The following is a 15,507-nucleotide window of genomic DNA, read 5'->3' on the forward strand; positions in this document are numbered from 1 at the left end:
GACAGCGTTTATTGGGTGTACTGAAGACACTCAGACGAATCCGTGTTGGACCTTCAGTCCCTTCTTCCGTCGGTTTCTGAATCCACGCTCATCGTCAGCGTAGTTGGCGTCTTAATCACAACCGCTGTTCTCGTGTCGAGCTTGTGGAATCTCTATTTGAGCCACTATAAGCCGACTCGGTCCGATGTAACACTCTCACTTGAGAAGGACTCGGAAGTCAGTTTCAAAGCAGGGAGTGGGTCTATCGATGAAAATGCACGATGGACCGGGAACATGGCTCTTAGACTGGTCAACTCAGGAGAAAAGGGGGCGTACGTCAGTTCTGAGGACTACCGCCTTACAGGACTCAAGAAGAATGGGGAGGTAGGCGACTCCGGCCCCATCTATCTCAACACTCCCCGTTCCCACGAGTCCCTTGTAGGAAAGGAGATTGAACCTGCACGTACGAAGCGGTCCAGGAGGCGTTTGGACCTGGAAACAGAGACTGATATTGAACCGCTGATTGAACACGACTTAGCAGTCATCGAATGCAGCCTCACTGTACAGGACGAGAAAGGATCGTATGATGTCAGTGGTACATTCGAAGCCGAGATCCCGGGCCCGGAACCTGCGTTGAAGAACTGGGAAAAACATCTCCAAGAAACGGCAGAGGAGTAGTCTCCCGGCGAGATGGATGTTTGAAGTTCGAATACGTCGAAATTCGTGCGAATGAAGTAGCTCTGTCGTTATTGTGAGTCTGTTACAGCATTCGAGGACGAGGAAGAGGAAGGAGAAATATCAACTTCTCGTTTCAGTCCCCCGCCCTCCGAGGATGGATGTGTTTCTGGCGCATCTGCATAGTCACTTTTCGGGGTCACTGCGGCGGCACGCGGTCGGGAATCTACTCTCGAAGTAGCCGCACGAACTCATCACCGTCGCTGTTTTCCGATCCACTCTTTTCTGGCGATGCCCGGGCCGGTGAGGATGAGTCGACCGCGGTCGAAGAAGTCAATCTGATATTCGACTGTAGTCACGCTACCAAGGCGGATTTCTGATGTTCGTTCCATTCCCAGGAAGCGGTTATACCAGAGGAGACGGATCTCGGTCAGTATCATCCATGGTTCAGTCTGTTGGAAAAGCGGCGTTTCGTTCCGCTTCATGACCGCGATGGTTGTCTCGCTGTCGGTGAGGGGGCCCCAATCTTCGAACGGGCACTTGACGGAAGATCGGCAAGCGGCGTATGAAGTGTCATATGGTTAATCACACCTGCCGAGGGTATAGGTGACTCTGTTGAAACCCTCACTCATTGATAGGTCTCAGGAGCCGTGCTGAATACAAGGCGTAGGTGGGTCATGTGACTCGCTCAACCACGGTGTTATGTACAGAGAAAGCATAAAGCGGCAAATCGTCAATTAGCTGCAGTCTTAACCAACAGACGGTGGTCAGTGGACTCGGCTGTTGGTTAAGTACGAGGGTGGGCCGCTTCCTCTTCCGAGACCCTTACACAACTGCCAGGGGTTTTGCTGCTATTCCTCTCGTTCTTTGCGTTCTAACTCTTCTAGGAACTCCATGAGTTCCTCCGGTTCCATCTCCTCCATACGTTGCATCCCGAGCGCGACGAGCAGCGGATAGAAGTGTCGTGTCTTCCGAAACTCCCGGTCGATACCGGCCATGTCAAGATCGAGATCGAGGCGCTTGAACGTCCGGCCGAGATCCTCCTCGATAGTGTCCGGGAGGTAGATACTCCGGGGTGTCCACTCCTTCTTAACGTTCGTCACGTTCCACCCGTTCTTTGAACGAGTGCCGTTCTTGTCGTTCGTGTCCCCCTGTGTACTCTCTTCACTCGCCGTTGTGGGGTCTGCCTTCATCTCGTTCTCTTCGCTACTATCGTTCCAGTCGTTCTTCTCGTTCTTTGCTCGAGTGTCATTCTTATCCTTCTTCTCGCCGCCGAAGCGCCGGGAGAGACGTTCGTCGATATCGTCAGGCATCGGCGACCTCCGCAGCGATAGTGGCGTAGACGTCGCGCATGTCGCACTCGTCAACGCCCTCGCCGAACAATGACTGACCAGCGTCGACGGCGCGCTTGATGGCAACACGCCGGCGGACAACGTGGACGGGGATGTGCTCACCGAAGCGACTCTCGAACCACTCGATAGCGTCGCGTTGCTCATTATCGAGCGGGTAGTCGACGTTCGAGACGATGAGTCCGAGGATGTCGATACGAGTTCCGTAGTTGTCCTCGAGCGTGTCCAACTGACGGAGCAGGTGGTTCACGGCGAGTTGCGACGATGCGTCCGCCTCAACAGGGACGAGGAGCTGCCCGGTCGCGAGGACGACGTTATCGTTGATCGGCCCGAGTGACGGCGGGGCGTCGATGATGATGGCGTCCCACTCGTCGACGTCTTCGAAAAGCATCTGTAAGCGGAGACGGGGCTTCATCCCCGCGGCGATGAGGTCCTGCTCGAGGTGGAACATATCGATGTTGCTCGGAAGTAGGTCGAACTCGGCGTGTTGGACGACGAGGTCGTGGACATCGTAGCTCGATGGGTCCTTGAACGCCTCGTAGAACGAGTCCTCTTCAGCGAGGTAGGCATCCTCGAAGCCGAGTCGGTGAGTGAGGTAGCCTTGTGGGTCAGCGTCGACGGCGAGGACGTTGAGACCGCGGTCGGCGAGCGCCCCGGCGATATTGATGGTGTTGGTCGTCTTGGCGACGCCGCCCTTCTGATTCGTGATTCCTATCTTTACGGTCATGCCGTTCTATCCGTTCTTTGCGTTCCACCCGTTCATATAGATACGTCAGACATCTACTTTGTTCACGCGGAATAGAGGATAGAAAACCTACAGGAAGATCAACAAGCCGAAACTAAATGTGTTATCATTTCATCCGGTATGCTATGGCAAGACAACCGGGGGTAGAGGTTGATATAGCGACTGACGGACTCAGCGTGAGAATTCGGCCTGACGAACACAGCGTTCACGTCCTCGTCGCGGGAATTATAAGGTGTGTAGAGGTAAAACAGCCACCTAAGGTAATAATTGACGGATCGTATATAAATGAGGACTCGGTGGAGATATCTCCCGGAGAAGATGTAGAGGTAGAATTAGTAGACCAGCAAAAGAGCGTGAGATTCCCAGCTAGAGCTAAGAGGGGTACTGGAACATATTCGGGGGCGTTTAAATCAGCGGAGAAAGAGCATCCTACACAAAACTTCCAAAATTACAGGGAAGTGAAACAAATCCTCAAACGAGCAGAAGCTAAGAGTAGGTGAGATTACTGCCATGTATCAATTCCACTTGTTCTTAGTGTTAAAAGCCCAAGTGGGGGAGAAAGATGACAGAGAACCTCGCCTACTTCGAGGTGTATGTCGGAGACGAGTGCGTCGACCGCGTCGTTCTCTGCGAAGGAGGTTCGTTCGAGGCAGACATCCACGTCGACGACTTCCGTCTCGAATTGGTAGGGATCGAACCGAGGCGCGACGGCGAGCAGACGACGCCAGAGGTGCTGGCTGCGTTGACCGGCAGAGACGTTGAAGAGTTCACACTCGACGACGAAACCTCACTTCCAGACTTCGACGAACAGATGGCGGAGTTGGAAGGCGATGGGTGAGATAGAAGCCGAAGCTGGGCGTTAGCGAGCAGTCTTAGTCCGTGTCTCCCGGGAACCACTCATTGACCGTTGACACGGCGTTCTTAGCCCTGACCGGCGCGAGGGGGATCTGCGATAGCCGAGGAAATGCGATGATGAGGACAGCCACTATTCCAATAGCTGCTTTCGTAGCCAATTCTCGCTGTCTCTTGGTTGTGATTGTGTTGATGACCGATCGGATCAGTGATCCAAACAGCCGCAGGTACTCTCGCAGGCCAAACACTGGAGTCGCCTCCGATGCTGCTGTCGTCGTCCGTCGCCGCCTCCTCGACACACCGCGAGTCGGCGTCTCGGCCTGCCCGATCGTGTTGGCGAGGCCGTCGACCTGCGCCGCTGTCACTGAGTCGAGCTTCTGCGCAGACGCGAACAGCGATTCGAGGTCGGGCATCGCATTGGGGGCTGAGGCAGTCGCGTTGATGACCGTTTCGTTGGCAGCAGCGACATTTTCGAGTGACCCCTCCGCGGCTCTGAACGTCTCCCACTGGTTGTTCGCCTGTTCTCGAACCGGACGGGACGTCTCCCTAGCGTCAGCCGCGACTCTCCTGACGGGTTCGAACGTCTTCTGGATGTGTTTGAACGTGTCAGAAAGGCCGAAGAGTCCGAAGGGACTCTCGTCGTCATCGCCATCGTCGTCGTGAGCGTCCGACATCTATGAACCACCTCCGATGAGGACGTAGACCGACTCAGTCGTCCAATATTCGTTTCGTTCGTCCATGACAATTGCACTGGAGGGGTGGGCTAAAGCCGTTGCGTCTCCACACACCGCAATTTGACACTTTCTCCCGCACAGACCACCGTTTCCAGTGAACCCGCCCCTGCCGAAACCCCCCTCCCGAGTAGATATCTCTCACGGCAGGCTGACAAACCGTGAAAAATAGCGGATGCGTCGGACTACAGTTCGTACGGCTCGCCGTCCAACAGCACCTCGGTATCGTCGGAGACATGGAGCCGCCGCAGTTCGCCCACGAACATGTAGGTCGCGGACCAGCCCCGCTGAGCCCGGCCGTAGGCGAACCACGTGCCGTCGTCCTCCTCGACGGTCGAACTCGCCGGCGAAACACTCACCTCGCCCTCGGCGACCTCCTCGCAGTCGTGCGGTTTTGTGTCGAAAACCACTTGGCTTTCCTCGAATAGGGACAAGTGAGGTAAACAGATGACGGTCCCTTCTGGGTTCTATGCCCCGGAATAAGGGGTGCAGGGAACCCACTTAGCGTACGAAATCCACGGGTACGTTAGTACCAGTGAGGTGCGCTAATGAGCTACTCCAAAAAATAGCGTTAAGTCCCAGGGGCGTGATGTGGTAACATGCCATCAGCAGAGGACTGGGACGCGCTCAACGAGGACGTGCAGGACAACATACGGTCGGTATGGTTCGCCCACTTCATGCTCGAGAGGCAGAAGGAACTCCTTGAATTGAAGGTGGATGAGTGGTCGCGAAAAATAGACGAGATCGAAGACCCCCTGGACAAATTCAGCGGCTTCGGCGACGAATACAGCGTTGACCTCTCCACGCCATACATGGAACAGGACGTACCGCTTGACGCGAACAAGACGATATTCCTGTACGAAGCGACCAGAATTATCCATAATTACTACGCGACAGCGTACTCACTATACGATTGCGCGAACAATGTCAGGGAACAGTTCGACGACGAATTCAAGGAACGATACTACTCGGAACTCTACGAGCGAAAGATCCCGAGAAGAGACGAGATGATTCGCCGCCTACGCGCGTATATGACTCACAAGTCCCCGAACCGGGTGTTCCTCAGCCTAACGGGCTGGGAGGAGATGACGCGGGTTGACGACGAGTACGATATCTACCACTCGTTCCTCATCGACCGTAAGCCGTTCCGAGACTATTTGAAATCGGATGGTAGGAAGACCGACTACCTAGACTCGATCGACGCTGCAAGGCACAACCCCGAGAAGATCGACATTGTCGAGGTCATCCGAGAGCACCATCAGTTGGTCACCGAGTTCTATTTCGACTGGTTCATTCCCGCTGTCGCCGACGAAGCTACCTAACACCCTCCCTTTCGAGAACACGACCGTGACGATGTGGCGTGACGGGTTACACTCGGCATTAGGGGTCTTCGTCTCTTTGTAGGCGAAACCACCCAACGCCAAATCGTCGAGTTAATCACGAAACCGGTCATACGACAGAGGATCCCGACCACCGCCCCATACCGGTCGTACACGGTCTAACGTACGAGTGTGTAGTAGCTCTAGTAGGGGATCTAGGAGGTGTGGTTCGTGAGCGCGTCGCCAAGCATTCTGAAGGAGCTTGACCTGGATCGACTTGACGGGAGAGTGAACACAGATGTGGCCATTCGGGGTTAGTCGGAGTCCCGGAACCCGGGGAACAAACGGAGTTCCTTGGCGATGGTGCGCTGGCGGCCACTAATGTCGAGGCCACGTCGAAGCGTTGGGTTTGCCTTCGGCGCCGTCACCGTCCCACCGTCGGGGAGGTCGTACGTCTCGACAAGTCCCATCCCCCGCTCGAACGTGTCGACAGTGGCTCGGCGCCATAGGATGTATAGCGTGGCGTATTCTCGGGCGAGACGCTCGCGACGATCTTTCTCGACATCGGGAGCATACTCCCGGGCCGTCTCGACCGCGTCGTCAGCAATCCAGTGGATATACTCACGGTCGTCGTCGTCAACACGCTCGTAGACCTTTTCCCAATCCGACCACGCACCCGACTTCTTGGCGTTTGTATTCATCGGGGGTGCACCACCACCGGAGTTTCCCGCGGCGTGCTGGTTACCCTCTAACTCCGACGGATCGCTCGGTCCGGTGGACGCTCCACCGTGGAAGCGGCACTTCTGGTGTGCGCCGGTCGCAGGGCGCTGACACCGTTCGCCGGTTGATCGCGCTGTGGCTGTACATTGTCCGTGCTCACCGTATTGGAGTCCTAATCGCTTGCCGGCGTTGACGTCCGCTTCGTCGGAGGGGGGTGCCATGGGGTTAGTATTTATTACTGAATTTGTGGTTTTCAGTCGCCTCATACGTCCTCGCTGTTATTCTATTCTTAGGGAGAGCGAGTACTGCGGGATATCCTCATCCAGAATCCGTCGAACGATAAAATGGCGAGATATCAATTGGTAGACCTCTAACAACCAGATTGGGAGCTCAACTTGTGGCCTCGCCTCGGCGTCGACTATTTTCTTCAGATGGCGATTCACGGTCTGTACGGTGCAACCGACACGCGGTGCGACGATTTCCGTCGTTAAGTCCTGTTCGTCGGCTGGCAGTGCGTTGATGAACTCCCGGACGTCATCGAAGTCGGTGAAGTTGAGAACGGTCATACGTTCACCTCTTGGAGTGCCGTCTGGGTCGGGTTCTTCCCAACCGTTACTGTCTCCGGGACGGGGTCCGGCTCGTCGCACAACAACCTCGCGGTTCTCATCCAGGGTTTGACCCCAGAAACCGCCCCTCGAAGCTGGCCCTCATCGAATGTCGCTCCGAACGCTTGACAGAGTGGTCAGTTGGATCACCAAATCGGTCAGTATCGTCGACGACCGCAAGGGCGACGTCGAAGAGTAAGTCCTGCCGTGCTGCGTTCTGATCGTCGAGCACGGCCGGGCGGATATCTGCACCCCGCTCATCGCGAGTTGGGAGAGCGAAGCGAAGCCCCTCGTCAGTCTCCTGGACGACGGTGAGCGCCGCGAGGCACTCGACGTGCCGCCGGAGGGACCGTGCCGAGACGTCTGCCGCCTCAGCCAATTCGGCCTGCGAGAGCGGCGTCGCCGACCGAAGAAGTACCTGCACTGCTTTCCTGGCGGTCGGCGGGGCGTCAGGGAGGATGCGGTCGGCGTCAAGGGTGGCAAGTGCCATCCGCACCTCGTCGAGACAGAGGCCGCGACCCGTATCCTCAGCTCCGAGTGCATAGAGGGCCTCGGCGACGGCATACGGTGACTCCATAAGAGCTCGGAGAACGGTGACGGCCTCGCGAGTTGGGGCGAGGTTCTTTTCCTGGCACATCTGGGTGACCGTCTCGGCAAATACCGACCGATCCGTTGTTCCAACAGGGACGCGGACAGCAATCTCTGGGGCGTCCTCGTGAATCGCTCCCGGCGTAGCGAGATGCCCCTCAACGTGGCGGGCGAGGCGGTTCGCGTCGGGTCCTCGAAGCACCATTCCACCGATGAACTCACCGAACGGGTTGGCGGCGTCAACGTCCGGTGAGAGAGCCGCCCGACGCTTCTCCTCTCGCTGCTCGAACACCTGACGGTAGACGGTGAATACACCGTACTTCGACTGGATTGCCGTCGCGAGACTCACCGTCTTCGCGAGGGCGGCCAGCTTCTCGTGTGGCAGCCACTGTGGAACACGAAGTTCACGGACGAGGTCGATGCCGGCGGTATCGAGGAGATGGACGATACTCCCGGCGAGGCCGTGTGCTGAGCGCATTATCTCGCCGCGGAATCGATTGCGGTCGTCGTACTTACCATGTTTCAGCTTCGTCGTCATCTGTGCGAGGACCTTGCCCCATTTGACGAGGGTATCACGGAGCACCTGCCCGTCATTGGCGGCTTCGTCAGAGACGCCGCCAATACATCTTGCATCTCGGAGTGTCGCCGCCGAGTCGTCAATATTGTTCAACCGGGAGACGGGGAGCGCCCGGTCGAAGAACTCTGGCGAGGCTAAACTCAATGCCGTGCTTACTATGTACTGAAGGGGTCCAGACGCTCGAACAGCGATGTACCCCTCACTGCGGGAAGGATTATACGATACCCACCGTGTTCGGATCTCTTCGGTGTCAAACAGGTCCTCGGCAGCGGTGATACTGCCGTCTGCGGCTGTTGCGGCAGCGGCGTGGTGTTCAGTGCGGGAAGCGTACCGGGTACGGTAAAGTGCTGTCCCGGCGGTTGCGTCGGTGGCTTCTCCTTCCCCCTCCCCGTGAGCTTGCGGGGTTACACGGCACTGTTTGGAGTTTTGTCCGGGGTCGCTAAACTCGGCGTCAAGTTCGACCTGTCTGCCGCGTTCGGTGCCGAGAGCGTCCACAAACGCGGTTCCCGCTGGGAGGAGTTCGACATGCTTGTCGGTCCGGGGGCCGAACCGTTCGGCGAGGTCAAGTGCTTCGAGGTCACCAAGAATCTGTGAGACACGTGCCTTCTTGACGGTGACACTCTCGACAAGTTCAGAGTAAGAGAGCGTCTCACCTGGTTCATCGGCGAGTGTGCGGAGGATGGCGACCGCGGTATCCTCTGGATCAAGGACGTCCCGGGCAGCGTCAACACGCTCGGTGATGGGGGGCTCACCCCGAAGGGTGGTAACTGCCGCTTCCCTAAACGAGGATGGGAGTGCGCCGCGGTGTTCGCGTGCCATCCAGCGGGCTGTGAGGCAGGTCGTCACGACGCGGACATCGCACACCTCTCCGAGGCGGGCAAGGAGCGCGACGACATCGTGACGACGCTCGTAGCCCTGCTCTCGAAACGACGCGGAGAGACGGACTGCGAGTGTCGGTGATGCGTCAGCGGCGTCGAGGGCGGCTAGCGGCCCCTCTGAAAGTCCTTCGAGGGGTAGGCAGTCACCAGTACCAGTCAGCCCGGAACTCCCGAAGCGGGTGGTCGTCTCCAGCGCCAAAGCGTGGCGCCACGTCTCCGCTGGACGGTCGAGAGACGTGAGGATAGTAGCGTACACCCCACTACTGGCGGTGACGCCCGCATCTTTGAGCGTATGCGGACGCATGAGACGGGGAACCCCAGCGAGCACATCCCGGACAGCGTCGACAAGAGCGTTGCGGAATCCCTCGCTCTCAGCGATTGCCTGCCATACTTGGGCGGCAGTTCGATCAGTTGCGTCAACGCGGGCGACCGCGCTCGCCGGCATCTGCGGGGTCGGGGTTACTGCCACTGGGACACCCCGGAGTCCGACTGAAGTTCGCGGCGTACCCACGTGGGGAAGTCCTCGAACGTCGCCTCGTCGTTGACGTCGCAGGTCGGTTCGCCGCCGCGCTGACGGACGGTCGTTCTGCGGACGTGTTCGACGACACCGACCCTGTATCGGACGGACGCGAGGACGGTGACGGCCGTCTTGCGGTCCTCCCGCCAGCGGACTCGCCGCGTTGAAACGTTAGTCGTTAGGGCGTCGAAATCGTGCGTATTAGCGTGTCGTGTGGTCATTCAGCCAGTATGCGGCCCGTACGTGGACCACTCGGCGGGCAGACCAAGGCACAAGAATCATAGTTCAGTACGTCGAAGTACTGAACAGACCGTGCCTACGGTCTGCACTGAAGGCGTTGCAGCGCCTTCCCGCGAATCGGTTGGAATCCGATTCATTCGTGTCGATTGGTAATCGGCGCGTCGTGGTACTTTTCGCACGCCGAAACCGGGATGGGTCCTGCCAGACTTCCCCGGCGGCGTGTTCGATACGTCCCTGAGCGCTTGCCATCTCGTTTGCTGCTTGCGCCTCTGGGCTTTGTCACTCATTACCGGAGCCATACTGAGCCGCCATCGCTTCGAGGAGAGCTCATTGACCATCTACTACTCTATGCTCCTCTACAATAAGATTTATCAATTTAGAGATAACGTATTTGCGTTATGGGACAGTCAAGTGACGATTTCGCGGCACGGCCGAAGGGGATTTTGAACGAAAAAGAACGCAAGCATTTGATGGGGACCTTAGACGGCGAAGAGAGTGAGGCCGCAATGCGCCAGCGGGAGTACCGTATCCGCCAGCGCCTCCGTCATACCCTCATCGACTTTCAACTCCTCGCAGACTCCTATGATAGTATCTTAGAACCCGTATTCAGCGACCTCGTCGGCACCGAGGAGGGCGACGATCCTCTCCTCTATGGGATTGAAGCACTTTTCACACTCCTATACCGCGCTCTCTCGGAGTACAGCCCCGAAGAGGGGTTGCAAGACCACGTATTCTATCCCCTACTTGACAACGGCGTCTCTGAAGCTGTTCAGTTGGAATACGTCTCTCAAGGATTCTCTGTCGACCCCGCACGCACTCTGTTCAAAGTCCACGGGACAGACCCTGCAGTGTCGCTTGACACGGTCGAAGCGCAGTATAAGGACGGTGAGAGTATGTCCACCAAGGAGATGAAACACCTCTACTGGAGCGGAAGGATTCCGTACGAGGAGTACCGGGACTATGACGCCCTCAATTTCGCGGCTCTGGTCGAAGAGCATGGGGAAGACGAGGCCATGGATATGGTCGAATCTCAAGTCCAAAGTTGGCTCAAGCGCCGGCGAGAATCGGCGGCAGAAGACGTCCCGGTCGTCCCCGAATACGGCGGATTCATCCAAAAAAAGCACCTCAACAATAGGGAGTGAGGCTCCGTTAATCGGTGAGGTCGATCTCATGCATTTGAGGAGTGGCAAGAGACGCCAATGCGCGAACGACAGGAACTCCTTGCTAACGTAGGCGATGTGCTCCGAGACTGAAAGCGCGAACTGTGGGAACTGATGACGCGCGACATGGGCAAACCGATCGCGCAAGTGGTCAAATAGGTAGACAAGTGCGCGTGGGTTTGTGATCACTACGCCGATTCTCAAGTGTGTACCTCGCCGAAGACAGTCACCTGAGCCCGCCCGGGACGACGGTAAAGACACGATACGATCCGCTCGGTCCTGTCCTTGCAGTCATACCGTGGAATTATTCCTTCTCCATCACACCGTTAAAGCGTTGGTATAGTACTTAACTCGACCAATTATCTACGTCTCAACCATATATACAGAGAATATTTGTTTAACAGTCAGGCATCATCGGTTACTGAGTAACTGAGACGGTTTTTAATTCGACGTGCCATTGGTGGTATTATAGCGGGGTGCATTTCAGCTAAAATTTCGTTCTATTCTTACCGGGGAACATTGTGTATGTTTTCTGTCATCTTTGGCAGCGGTATTGGGATTTAGAAAGGCTAGGAATTAGTCGTCCGGTACATGCCAGTAAATTACAGGAAATTTTAACATGGATACATTGTTCGATACCGTATGGATAAAACATTCGACCTAAAGGGACCACTAAGGAGAGTACCTACAGCGACACCAAAGTACCAGATTGTCACCTCAACAAATAGAATTTCTGTATCACAGGGTGAGAAGACAACTTTCAGCGTATATTTAACGGGATACGGTGAGATTGAACGACACAAAATGTCAGTATTCCTTGATTACAGTTCACTTCTATCGGGAGGAGAAATAGTAATTCCGTTCCATAAGGATAATGAGGGGAATGTATCATTTGGTGGGCCAGTTCTTGAGGAGGGGAATCAACTTGTTCATCAGATACAGGGCAACTCAGCCACACTCTTCCTATCTGAACTTCTTTTCATTGATAATCCGGGGTTTGAGTCACCACCAGAAGATAACGCACTAGAAAGACTCTATCCAGTAATTGTAGCAGAAGGGGACTGGAGTGAACATGCCCCAATTCAGGTCGAGTTGGACATTGCTGAAGATGCCGAACCAGGAGATTACGATTTCCAAATGTTCCTCCTGTATAGCGACCGGCTGGATGCTTTCCAATCTAGTGCAGTAGTTGAGATTCATGTGCAGTCTAAGGTTGAAGAATATGAGCCTTGGCCCCAACGCTTTGCTATCCTTGGCGCACTAATTGCCCTAGCAAGTCTAATATATCAGACTGGGATCATTACATATATCCTGAGTGCGCTAATCGCCCTAGCATACTCAATATATCAGACCGGGATTATAACATACATTCTGTAGTTAGCCTACTGTCAAGGGAGCGAATTAAAGGACACTCACAGCGGAGAGGTACTACTCCGAAACGTCGACGGGACTAATTCCCCGCTCCTCCAATAGCGCCGTCGCAATCTCCTCTGGATGCTCTGCTAGGACGCGCAGCGCCGCATCGTGGAGTTCCCGCTTCGGCGCGTCCTGAACGTCGTGCTTCCGGAGGATGCGCTCCCCCCTCGAGCGCGAGGGCGTCCTCGAAGGCGTCCCACTACGACTCTCGAGCATACAGTGGCCGTTGCTTCACGTCGTCGTAGCCGAACGCCGGCCCCGTCATCTTCTCTTTCTCCTGCGGTTCGGTTTCCTCGTCAACATCTGATGTATCTGCTTGGGAGTCCCCCGCTTAGTTAATGAGAAGCGTTGAACCTATAGACCGTCTTGTAGAGGATGGTTACAGCAATACCGTGAAGTCAATCGAATAGTAGTACGTACCGATCTGCACTGCCCGCCGATTCCGCTCACGACATGGGTGGCGCTGAGTGAGATCGAACACTATCTCTATACCTACGAATTCTTCTTGACGAGATCTGGTCAGGGAAATCACTCTGAGTGTATCAGGAGTGCAGTGCGTATCGCTGTAGAGGTGATTCGATGAAAGCCCTTGGCCGTTCGACATCCTTGTCCAAAACGAGAGCCACGCTGATCCAGCAAAGTACGATAGGCCTGCGGAATTCCCCACCGAGGAGGACTTACTAGAGGAATCGATGACGATGGACGACGTCTCCCTGTTCGTCTTAAACCCTGGTGAATTTCGTGACATCAATGACTTCGTAGGAACGTTTGGTGAGGTGGCGTGTCACGATGGTAACAGCTCGCACGTCGACCCACTGCGCGAGAGAGATAGCCTGAATCAGCAGCGACGGCATTTCACTGGTAAATAGGTGCTAGCATGAGTGCCCTATAGAACAGGGAACACCACGAGTGGGGTGCACACCCCATCAGTCTTAACCTACACTACGAGAGAAACTGGTTCAAATGTTGGTTAAGGCTCGGGCGAGGAGTGAACCTAAGATCGAGCCGCGAGAACCGCTAGTATGGCCGCTCCGCAGAGTAAGGTAAGCGACGAAGATCTCAAAGCAGCCGTGAAGGAGTTGACCCCCGCCGGTACCAAGGAGGTCGCCGACTACGTCGGGCTGAGCCGACAAGCGACCGACTACCGTCTTCAGAACATCGAGGACCGTCACCCAAACCCGTGGGTATGGTCGAAGAAAATCGGCCCGACGAAGGTGTGGCTCCATGCCGACCACGTCTACCCCCGCTGAGACCTGCTGTCGACTCTTCCATCGACTGGCTGGCGCTTCTCACAAACGTTTTCCACGGAGCAAAAACGCGAGAAATCGTGACGGAAGCCACTCATCTCTACCGTTTTCCGTCTTACATTCTCAACCCAACCTCCAGACAGTCCGAGCCTGAGTTCATTGCCAATAGCGCCTGAAAGTGCTACTCTTGCCGTTTTTTGCAGGACTCCGTCGAAGGACGTCCGGACACTTAGCATGACACCGGAAGTGCAGTTAGTCAGCAGTACAAGGTCTGTGCGAAACGTTCTGTTCTCATGCTACGGAGCAAAAGACATTCAATACAGCCTGTTGGGCATCGAGCCGAAGGGCTGATCGTTCGCGGTGCGGTAGATGTCACCGTGAATTCTTGGCTCGATGTTCTCCGCATCCGTATCCGTATCGCCGTCGGGGTCCTTCATGACACGAGGGTGCATCCAGGCGTTCGTGGGGCCCACCTTCTTCCTCCATATCTTTTCTCGGCGCTCGAGGGCGTGTAGGTGGTGTGCGGTACACTGGCGGGAGAGTCCGATCACATCCGCGATCTCCTGCGTTCCGGCTGGTGTGAACCGGTAAACAGCCTGCGCCACCTCTCTCTGCGACACCATGTTATAGCGACGGCGCGGTTCCATACGGCCTGTAGAACGTCCATCCTCTTAATGTGAGGAGTCTGGACCGCTACTAATGTGCTCATGGCGCTCGTGCGTCGGTGGGTCTGGATGCGAATGAACGACGGGTCCCATCGTCTACGGTCTCTTAGAACACGCGTCCGTGGTCCGTCGTACCTGCTGAGCCGTTACTACTAGGAGAGAGGGCTTGGGCCGGCATACCAAACCTGTAATCGTCTCTAAAAGGTCGTAATCTTACCCTACATATTATGGCCACTGAGCAACGCTACCCGGTCGTCAACGAGACGCTGGAGTTCCAGCCGACGGTTGAGCAGGAGACGCAAGACAATCCGAATTAATTCATCAGAGAGATTATTCCTCTTCTGGAACTCGAAGACAATTGAACGTCATGAAGTAGTAAAGAAATTGCTTCATATGTCGGCTCTTCTGTATTTCCCTCTAATCCTCTCTGATAGTCGTCGACGATCCACAGTTTTGTACGATTCATGCTATGACTGCATGGGAAATGATTTTGTCTGACGGGAAGATTTTAGAATCTTCCCGTAGTAGTTGGTGAGAGAATGTCGAAATCTACAGACGAGCGCGGGCGAATCTATCTCCCTAAGGATGTCCGGGAGCGGTTCGGCGACAAGTACCGAATCGTCGAGCTTCCTAGCCACGTCGCTTTGTTCCCTGTCGACGAGGATCCACTAGAAGGAATTCGCGCAGCTGTTGGCGACGCCTTCGAAGGAGAGGACGCCGACGAGCTGAAAACAGCCGCTCGAAAGCATATTAAGCAGGAGATAGAAGACGAAGAACGGTCACGGCGGCAAGAGGGCTGAATCGTGTACGTAGAGACCGACTTTCTAACAGCGTTAGTCAAAGATGAGGACTGGCTCCGTGAATCGGCCCTCCATGCACTCCAGGACCGAGACGATATTCACACCTCCATTTTAGCCTATGCAGAGATACTGGTGCTGTTTTACGATCGAGAGCAGTCTGAATATGAGATTGACGCCCCACGGGCAATCGCTAACCTTCTCGAATTAGTCCCAATACAACCTGAGGAGCACGAGGAGGCCGTTCTCGCCGCTGCAACGTTTCTTGAGGAATACCACATGACTCCGTTCGACGCCCTTCACGCTGGCATTGCTGCGACGGAAGAGGACACGGTATTATCGAGTGAGAAAGACTACGATACTATTGGTCTTGATCGACTCCCCCTAGAGACATACGCTGACGAGTGATGTCCTGAGTCTGAGCGCTGATTCCGCAGACGAGACTCT

The 15,507-nt window shown here is 55.6% G+C and carries 20 protein-coding genes and 2 pseudogenes; 10 read left to right on the plus strand and 12 right to left on the minus strand.

Annotation, left to right across the window (positions count from 1 at the left end):
- Window positions 1-42 precede the first annotated feature (42 nt).
- Window positions 43-657, plus strand: coding sequence for a hypothetical protein (locus tag ACZ522_RS00370; RefSeq protein ID WP_379695310.1), 615 nt, complete (start codon window positions 43-45; stop codon window positions 655-657).
- Window positions 658-908: 251 nt separating this feature from the next.
- Here ACZ522_RS00370 and ACZ522_RS00375 read toward each other — a convergent pair whose 3' ends face one another.
- From ACZ522_RS00375 to ACZ522_RS00385, 3 genes are all read right to left on the minus strand, one after another.
- On the minus strand, window positions 909-1,139 hold the full coding sequence (locus ACZ522_RS00375) for a hypothetical protein (protein WP_379695308.1): 231 nt from the start codon (window positions 1,137-1,139) through the stop codon (window positions 909-911).
- A 366-nt stretch (window positions 1,140-1,505) separates the two neighbouring features.
- Entirely contained in the window at window positions 1,506-1,967 is a 462-nt protein-coding gene (locus ACZ522_RS00380) for a hypothetical protein (RefSeq protein ID WP_379695306.1), read from the minus strand.
- Entirely contained in the window at window positions 1,960-2,730 is a 771-nt protein-coding gene (locus ACZ522_RS00385) for a ParA family protein (protein ID WP_379695304.1), read from the minus strand. The genes ACZ522_RS00380 and ACZ522_RS00385 overlap by 8 nt, the downstream gene beginning before the upstream one ends.
- A gap of 143 nt (window positions 2,731-2,873) precedes the next feature.
- On the opposite strand from ACZ522_RS00385, the gene ACZ522_RS00390 reads away from it, so the two are divergent.
- Both ACZ522_RS00390 and ACZ522_RS00395 read left to right on the plus strand, forming a co-directional pair.
- Complete coding sequence (locus ACZ522_RS00390) at window positions 2,874-3,248, plus strand: hypothetical protein (RefSeq protein WP_379695302.1); 375 nt, start codon at window positions 2,874-2,876, stop codon at window positions 3,246-3,248.
- A 62-nt stretch (window positions 3,249-3,310) separates the two neighbouring features.
- Entirely contained in the window at window positions 3,311-3,586 is a 276-nt protein-coding gene (locus ACZ522_RS00395; protein WP_379695300.1) for a hypothetical protein, read from the plus strand.
- Window positions 3,587-3,620: 34 nt separating this feature from the next.
- Here the strand turns inward: ACZ522_RS00395 and ACZ522_RS00400 are convergent, their stop codons facing one another.
- On the minus strand, window positions 3,621-4,274 hold the full coding sequence (locus tag ACZ522_RS00400) for a hypothetical protein (protein WP_379695298.1): 654 nt from the start codon (window positions 4,272-4,274) through the stop codon (window positions 3,621-3,623).
- Between the two features lie 242 nt (window positions 4,275-4,516).
- Window positions 4,517-4,741: a hypothetical protein gene (locus tag ACZ522_RS00405; protein ID WP_379695296.1), complete on the minus strand. Its 225-nt coding sequence runs from the start codon at window positions 4,739-4,741 to the stop codon at window positions 4,517-4,519.
- 189 nt (window positions 4,742-4,930) lie between these two features.
- On the opposite strand from ACZ522_RS00405, the gene ACZ522_RS00410 reads away from it, so the two are divergent.
- Complete coding sequence (locus ACZ522_RS00410) at window positions 4,931-5,653, plus strand: hypothetical protein (protein WP_379695294.1); 723 nt, start codon at window positions 4,931-4,933, stop codon at window positions 5,651-5,653.
- Window positions 5,654-5,964: 311 nt separating this feature from the next.
- Here the strand turns inward: ACZ522_RS00410 and ACZ522_RS00415 are convergent, their stop codons facing one another.
- The 5 genes and pseudogenes from ACZ522_RS00415 to ACZ522_RS00435 all read right to left on the minus strand — a co-directional run bounded on the left by ACZ522_RS00415 (window position 5,965) and on the right by ACZ522_RS00435 (window position 9,756).
- Window positions 5,965-6,351 carry a hypothetical protein gene (locus tag ACZ522_RS00415; RefSeq protein ID WP_379695402.1) on the minus strand — a complete coding sequence of 129 codons (387 nt, stop codon included), beginning with the start codon at window positions 6,349-6,351 and terminating at the stop codon, window positions 5,965-5,967.
- 108 nt (window positions 6,352-6,459) lie between these two features.
- Window positions 6,460-6,636, minus strand: a pseudogene (locus tag ACZ522_RS00420) (hypothetical protein); the annotation flags it as partial.
- A 12-nt stretch (window positions 6,637-6,648) separates the two neighbouring features.
- Entirely contained in the window at window positions 6,649-6,936 is a 288-nt protein-coding gene (locus ACZ522_RS00425) for a hypothetical protein (RefSeq protein ID WP_379695292.1), read from the minus strand.
- 97 nt (window positions 6,937-7,033) lie between these two features.
- Entirely contained in the window at window positions 7,034-9,487 is a 2,454-nt protein-coding gene (locus ACZ522_RS00430) for a hypothetical protein (protein WP_379695290.1), read from the minus strand.
- The gene (locus ACZ522_RS00435; RefSeq protein WP_379695288.1) at window positions 9,478-9,756 is read right to left on the minus strand and encodes a hypothetical protein; all 279 of its coding nucleotides are present in this window, start codon (window positions 9,754-9,756) and stop codon (window positions 9,478-9,480) included. The genes ACZ522_RS00430 and ACZ522_RS00435 overlap by 10 nt, the downstream gene beginning before the upstream one ends.
- Window positions 9,757-10,173: 417 nt before the next feature.
- Here ACZ522_RS00435 and ACZ522_RS00440 point away from each other — a divergent pair, with 417 nt between their 5' ends.
- The 3 genes and pseudogenes from ACZ522_RS00440 (at window position 10,174) to ACZ522_RS00450 (ending at window position 12,312) form a co-directional block, all read left to right on the plus strand.
- A complete protein-coding gene (locus tag ACZ522_RS00440; protein WP_379695286.1) occupies window positions 10,174-10,917 on the plus strand; it encodes a hypothetical protein in 744 nt (247 codons plus the stop codon).
- A gap of 30 nt (window positions 10,918-10,947) precedes the next feature.
- Window positions 10,948-11,249 (plus strand): annotated as a pseudogene (locus ACZ522_RS00445) (aldehyde dehydrogenase family protein); the annotation flags it as partial.
- A gap of 328 nt (window positions 11,250-11,577) precedes the next feature.
- Window positions 11,578-12,312, plus strand: a complete 735-nt coding sequence (locus ACZ522_RS00450) for a DUF8164 family protein (RefSeq protein ID WP_379695284.1) — start codon at window positions 11,578-11,580, stop codon at window positions 12,310-12,312.
- Window positions 12,313-12,363: 51 nt separating this feature from the next.
- On the opposite strand, the gene ACZ522_RS00455 is transcribed toward ACZ522_RS00450, so the two are convergent.
- Complete coding sequence (locus tag ACZ522_RS00455) at window positions 12,364-12,567, minus strand: DUF7970 domain-containing protein (RefSeq protein ID WP_464391635.1); 204 nt, start codon at window positions 12,565-12,567, stop codon at window positions 12,364-12,366.
- An 806-nt stretch (window positions 12,568-13,373) separates the two neighbouring features.
- Between ACZ522_RS00455 and ACZ522_RS00460 the strand changes: the two genes are divergently transcribed.
- Window positions 13,374-13,601 carry a hypothetical protein gene (locus ACZ522_RS00460; protein ID WP_379695282.1) on the plus strand — a complete coding sequence of 76 codons (228 nt, stop codon included), beginning with the start codon at window positions 13,374-13,376 and terminating at the stop codon, window positions 13,599-13,601.
- A 311-nt stretch (window positions 13,602-13,912) separates the two neighbouring features.
- Here the strand turns inward: ACZ522_RS00460 and ACZ522_RS00465 are convergent, their stop codons facing one another.
- Window positions 13,913-14,245 carry a hypothetical protein gene (locus tag ACZ522_RS00465; RefSeq protein WP_379695280.1) on the minus strand — a complete coding sequence of 111 codons (333 nt, stop codon included), beginning with the start codon at window positions 14,243-14,245 and terminating at the stop codon, window positions 13,913-13,915.
- A gap of 557 nt (window positions 14,246-14,802) precedes the next feature.
- On the opposite strand from ACZ522_RS00465, the gene ACZ522_RS00470 reads away from it, so the two are divergent.
- Both ACZ522_RS00470 and ACZ522_RS00475 read left to right on the plus strand, forming a co-directional pair.
- A complete protein-coding gene (locus ACZ522_RS00470) occupies window positions 14,803-15,063 on the plus strand; it encodes an AbrB/MazE/SpoVT family DNA-binding domain-containing protein (RefSeq protein ID WP_379695278.1) in 261 nt (86 codons plus the stop codon).
- A 3-nt stretch (window positions 15,064-15,066) separates the two neighbouring features.
- Window positions 15,067-15,468, plus strand: a complete 402-nt coding sequence (locus ACZ522_RS00475; RefSeq protein ID WP_379695276.1) for a PIN domain-containing protein — start codon at window positions 15,067-15,069, stop codon at window positions 15,466-15,468.
- The last annotated feature ends 39 nt before the right edge of the window (window positions 15,469-15,507 follow it).

Source organism: Halopelagius fulvigenes, assembly GCF_055398025.1.

Bases quoted from the DNA above. Each gene is read 5' to 3' on its own strand.
- ACZ522_RS00455 (WP_464391635.1), bottom strand. From the start codon at position 12,567: ATGCTCGAGAGTCGTAGTGGGACGCCTTCGAGGACGCCCTCGCGCTCG.
- ACZ522_RS00425 (WP_379695292.1), bottom strand. From the start codon at position 6,936: ATGACCGTTCTCAACTTCACCGACTTCGATGACGTCCGGGAGTTCATC.
- ACZ522_RS00435 (WP_379695288.1), bottom strand. From the start codon at position 9,756: ATGACCACACGACACGCTAATACGCACGATTTCGACGCCCTAACGACT.
- ACZ522_RS00415 (WP_379695402.1), bottom strand. From the start codon at position 6,351: ATGAATACAAACGCCAAGAAGTCGGGTGCGTGGTCGGATTGGGAAAAG.
- ACZ522_RS00460 (WP_379695282.1), top strand. From the start codon at position 13,374: ATGGCCGCTCCGCAGAGTAAGGTAAGCGACGAAGATCTCAAAGCAGCC.
- ACZ522_RS00385 (WP_379695304.1), bottom strand. From the start codon at position 2,730: ATGACCGTAAAGATAGGAATCACGAATCAGAAGGGCGGCGTCGCCAAG.
- ACZ522_RS00470 (WP_379695278.1), top strand. From the start codon at position 14,803: ATGTCGAAATCTACAGACGAGCGCGGGCGAATCTATCTCCCTAAGGAT.
- ACZ522_RS00375 (WP_379695308.1), bottom strand. From the start codon at position 1,139: ATGAAGCGGAACGAAACGCCGCTTTTCCAACAGACTGAACCATGGATG.
- ACZ522_RS00390 (WP_379695302.1), top strand. From the start codon at position 2,874: ATGGCAAGACAACCGGGGGTAGAGGTTGATATAGCGACTGACGGACTC.
- ACZ522_RS00440 (WP_379695286.1), top strand. From the start codon at position 10,174: ATGGGACAGTCAAGTGACGATTTCGCGGCACGGCCGAAGGGGATTTTG.
- ACZ522_RS00400 (WP_379695298.1), bottom strand. From the start codon at position 4,274: ATGTCGGACGCTCACGACGACGATGGCGATGACGACGAGAGTCCCTTC.
- ACZ522_RS00395 (WP_379695300.1), top strand. From the start codon at position 3,311: ATGACAGAGAACCTCGCCTACTTCGAGGTGTATGTCGGAGACGAGTGC.
- ACZ522_RS00410 (WP_379695294.1), top strand. From the start codon at position 4,931: ATGCCATCAGCAGAGGACTGGGACGCGCTCAACGAGGACGTGCAGGAC.
- ACZ522_RS00380 (WP_379695306.1), bottom strand. From the start codon at position 1,967: ATGCCTGACGATATCGACGAACGTCTCTCCCGGCGCTTCGGCGGCGAG.
- ACZ522_RS00465 (WP_379695280.1), bottom strand. From the start codon at position 14,245: ATGGAACCGCGCCGTCGCTATAACATGGTGTCGCAGAGAGAGGTGGCG.
- ACZ522_RS00450 (WP_379695284.1), top strand. From the start codon at position 11,578: ATGGATAAAACATTCGACCTAAAGGGACCACTAAGGAGAGTACCTACA.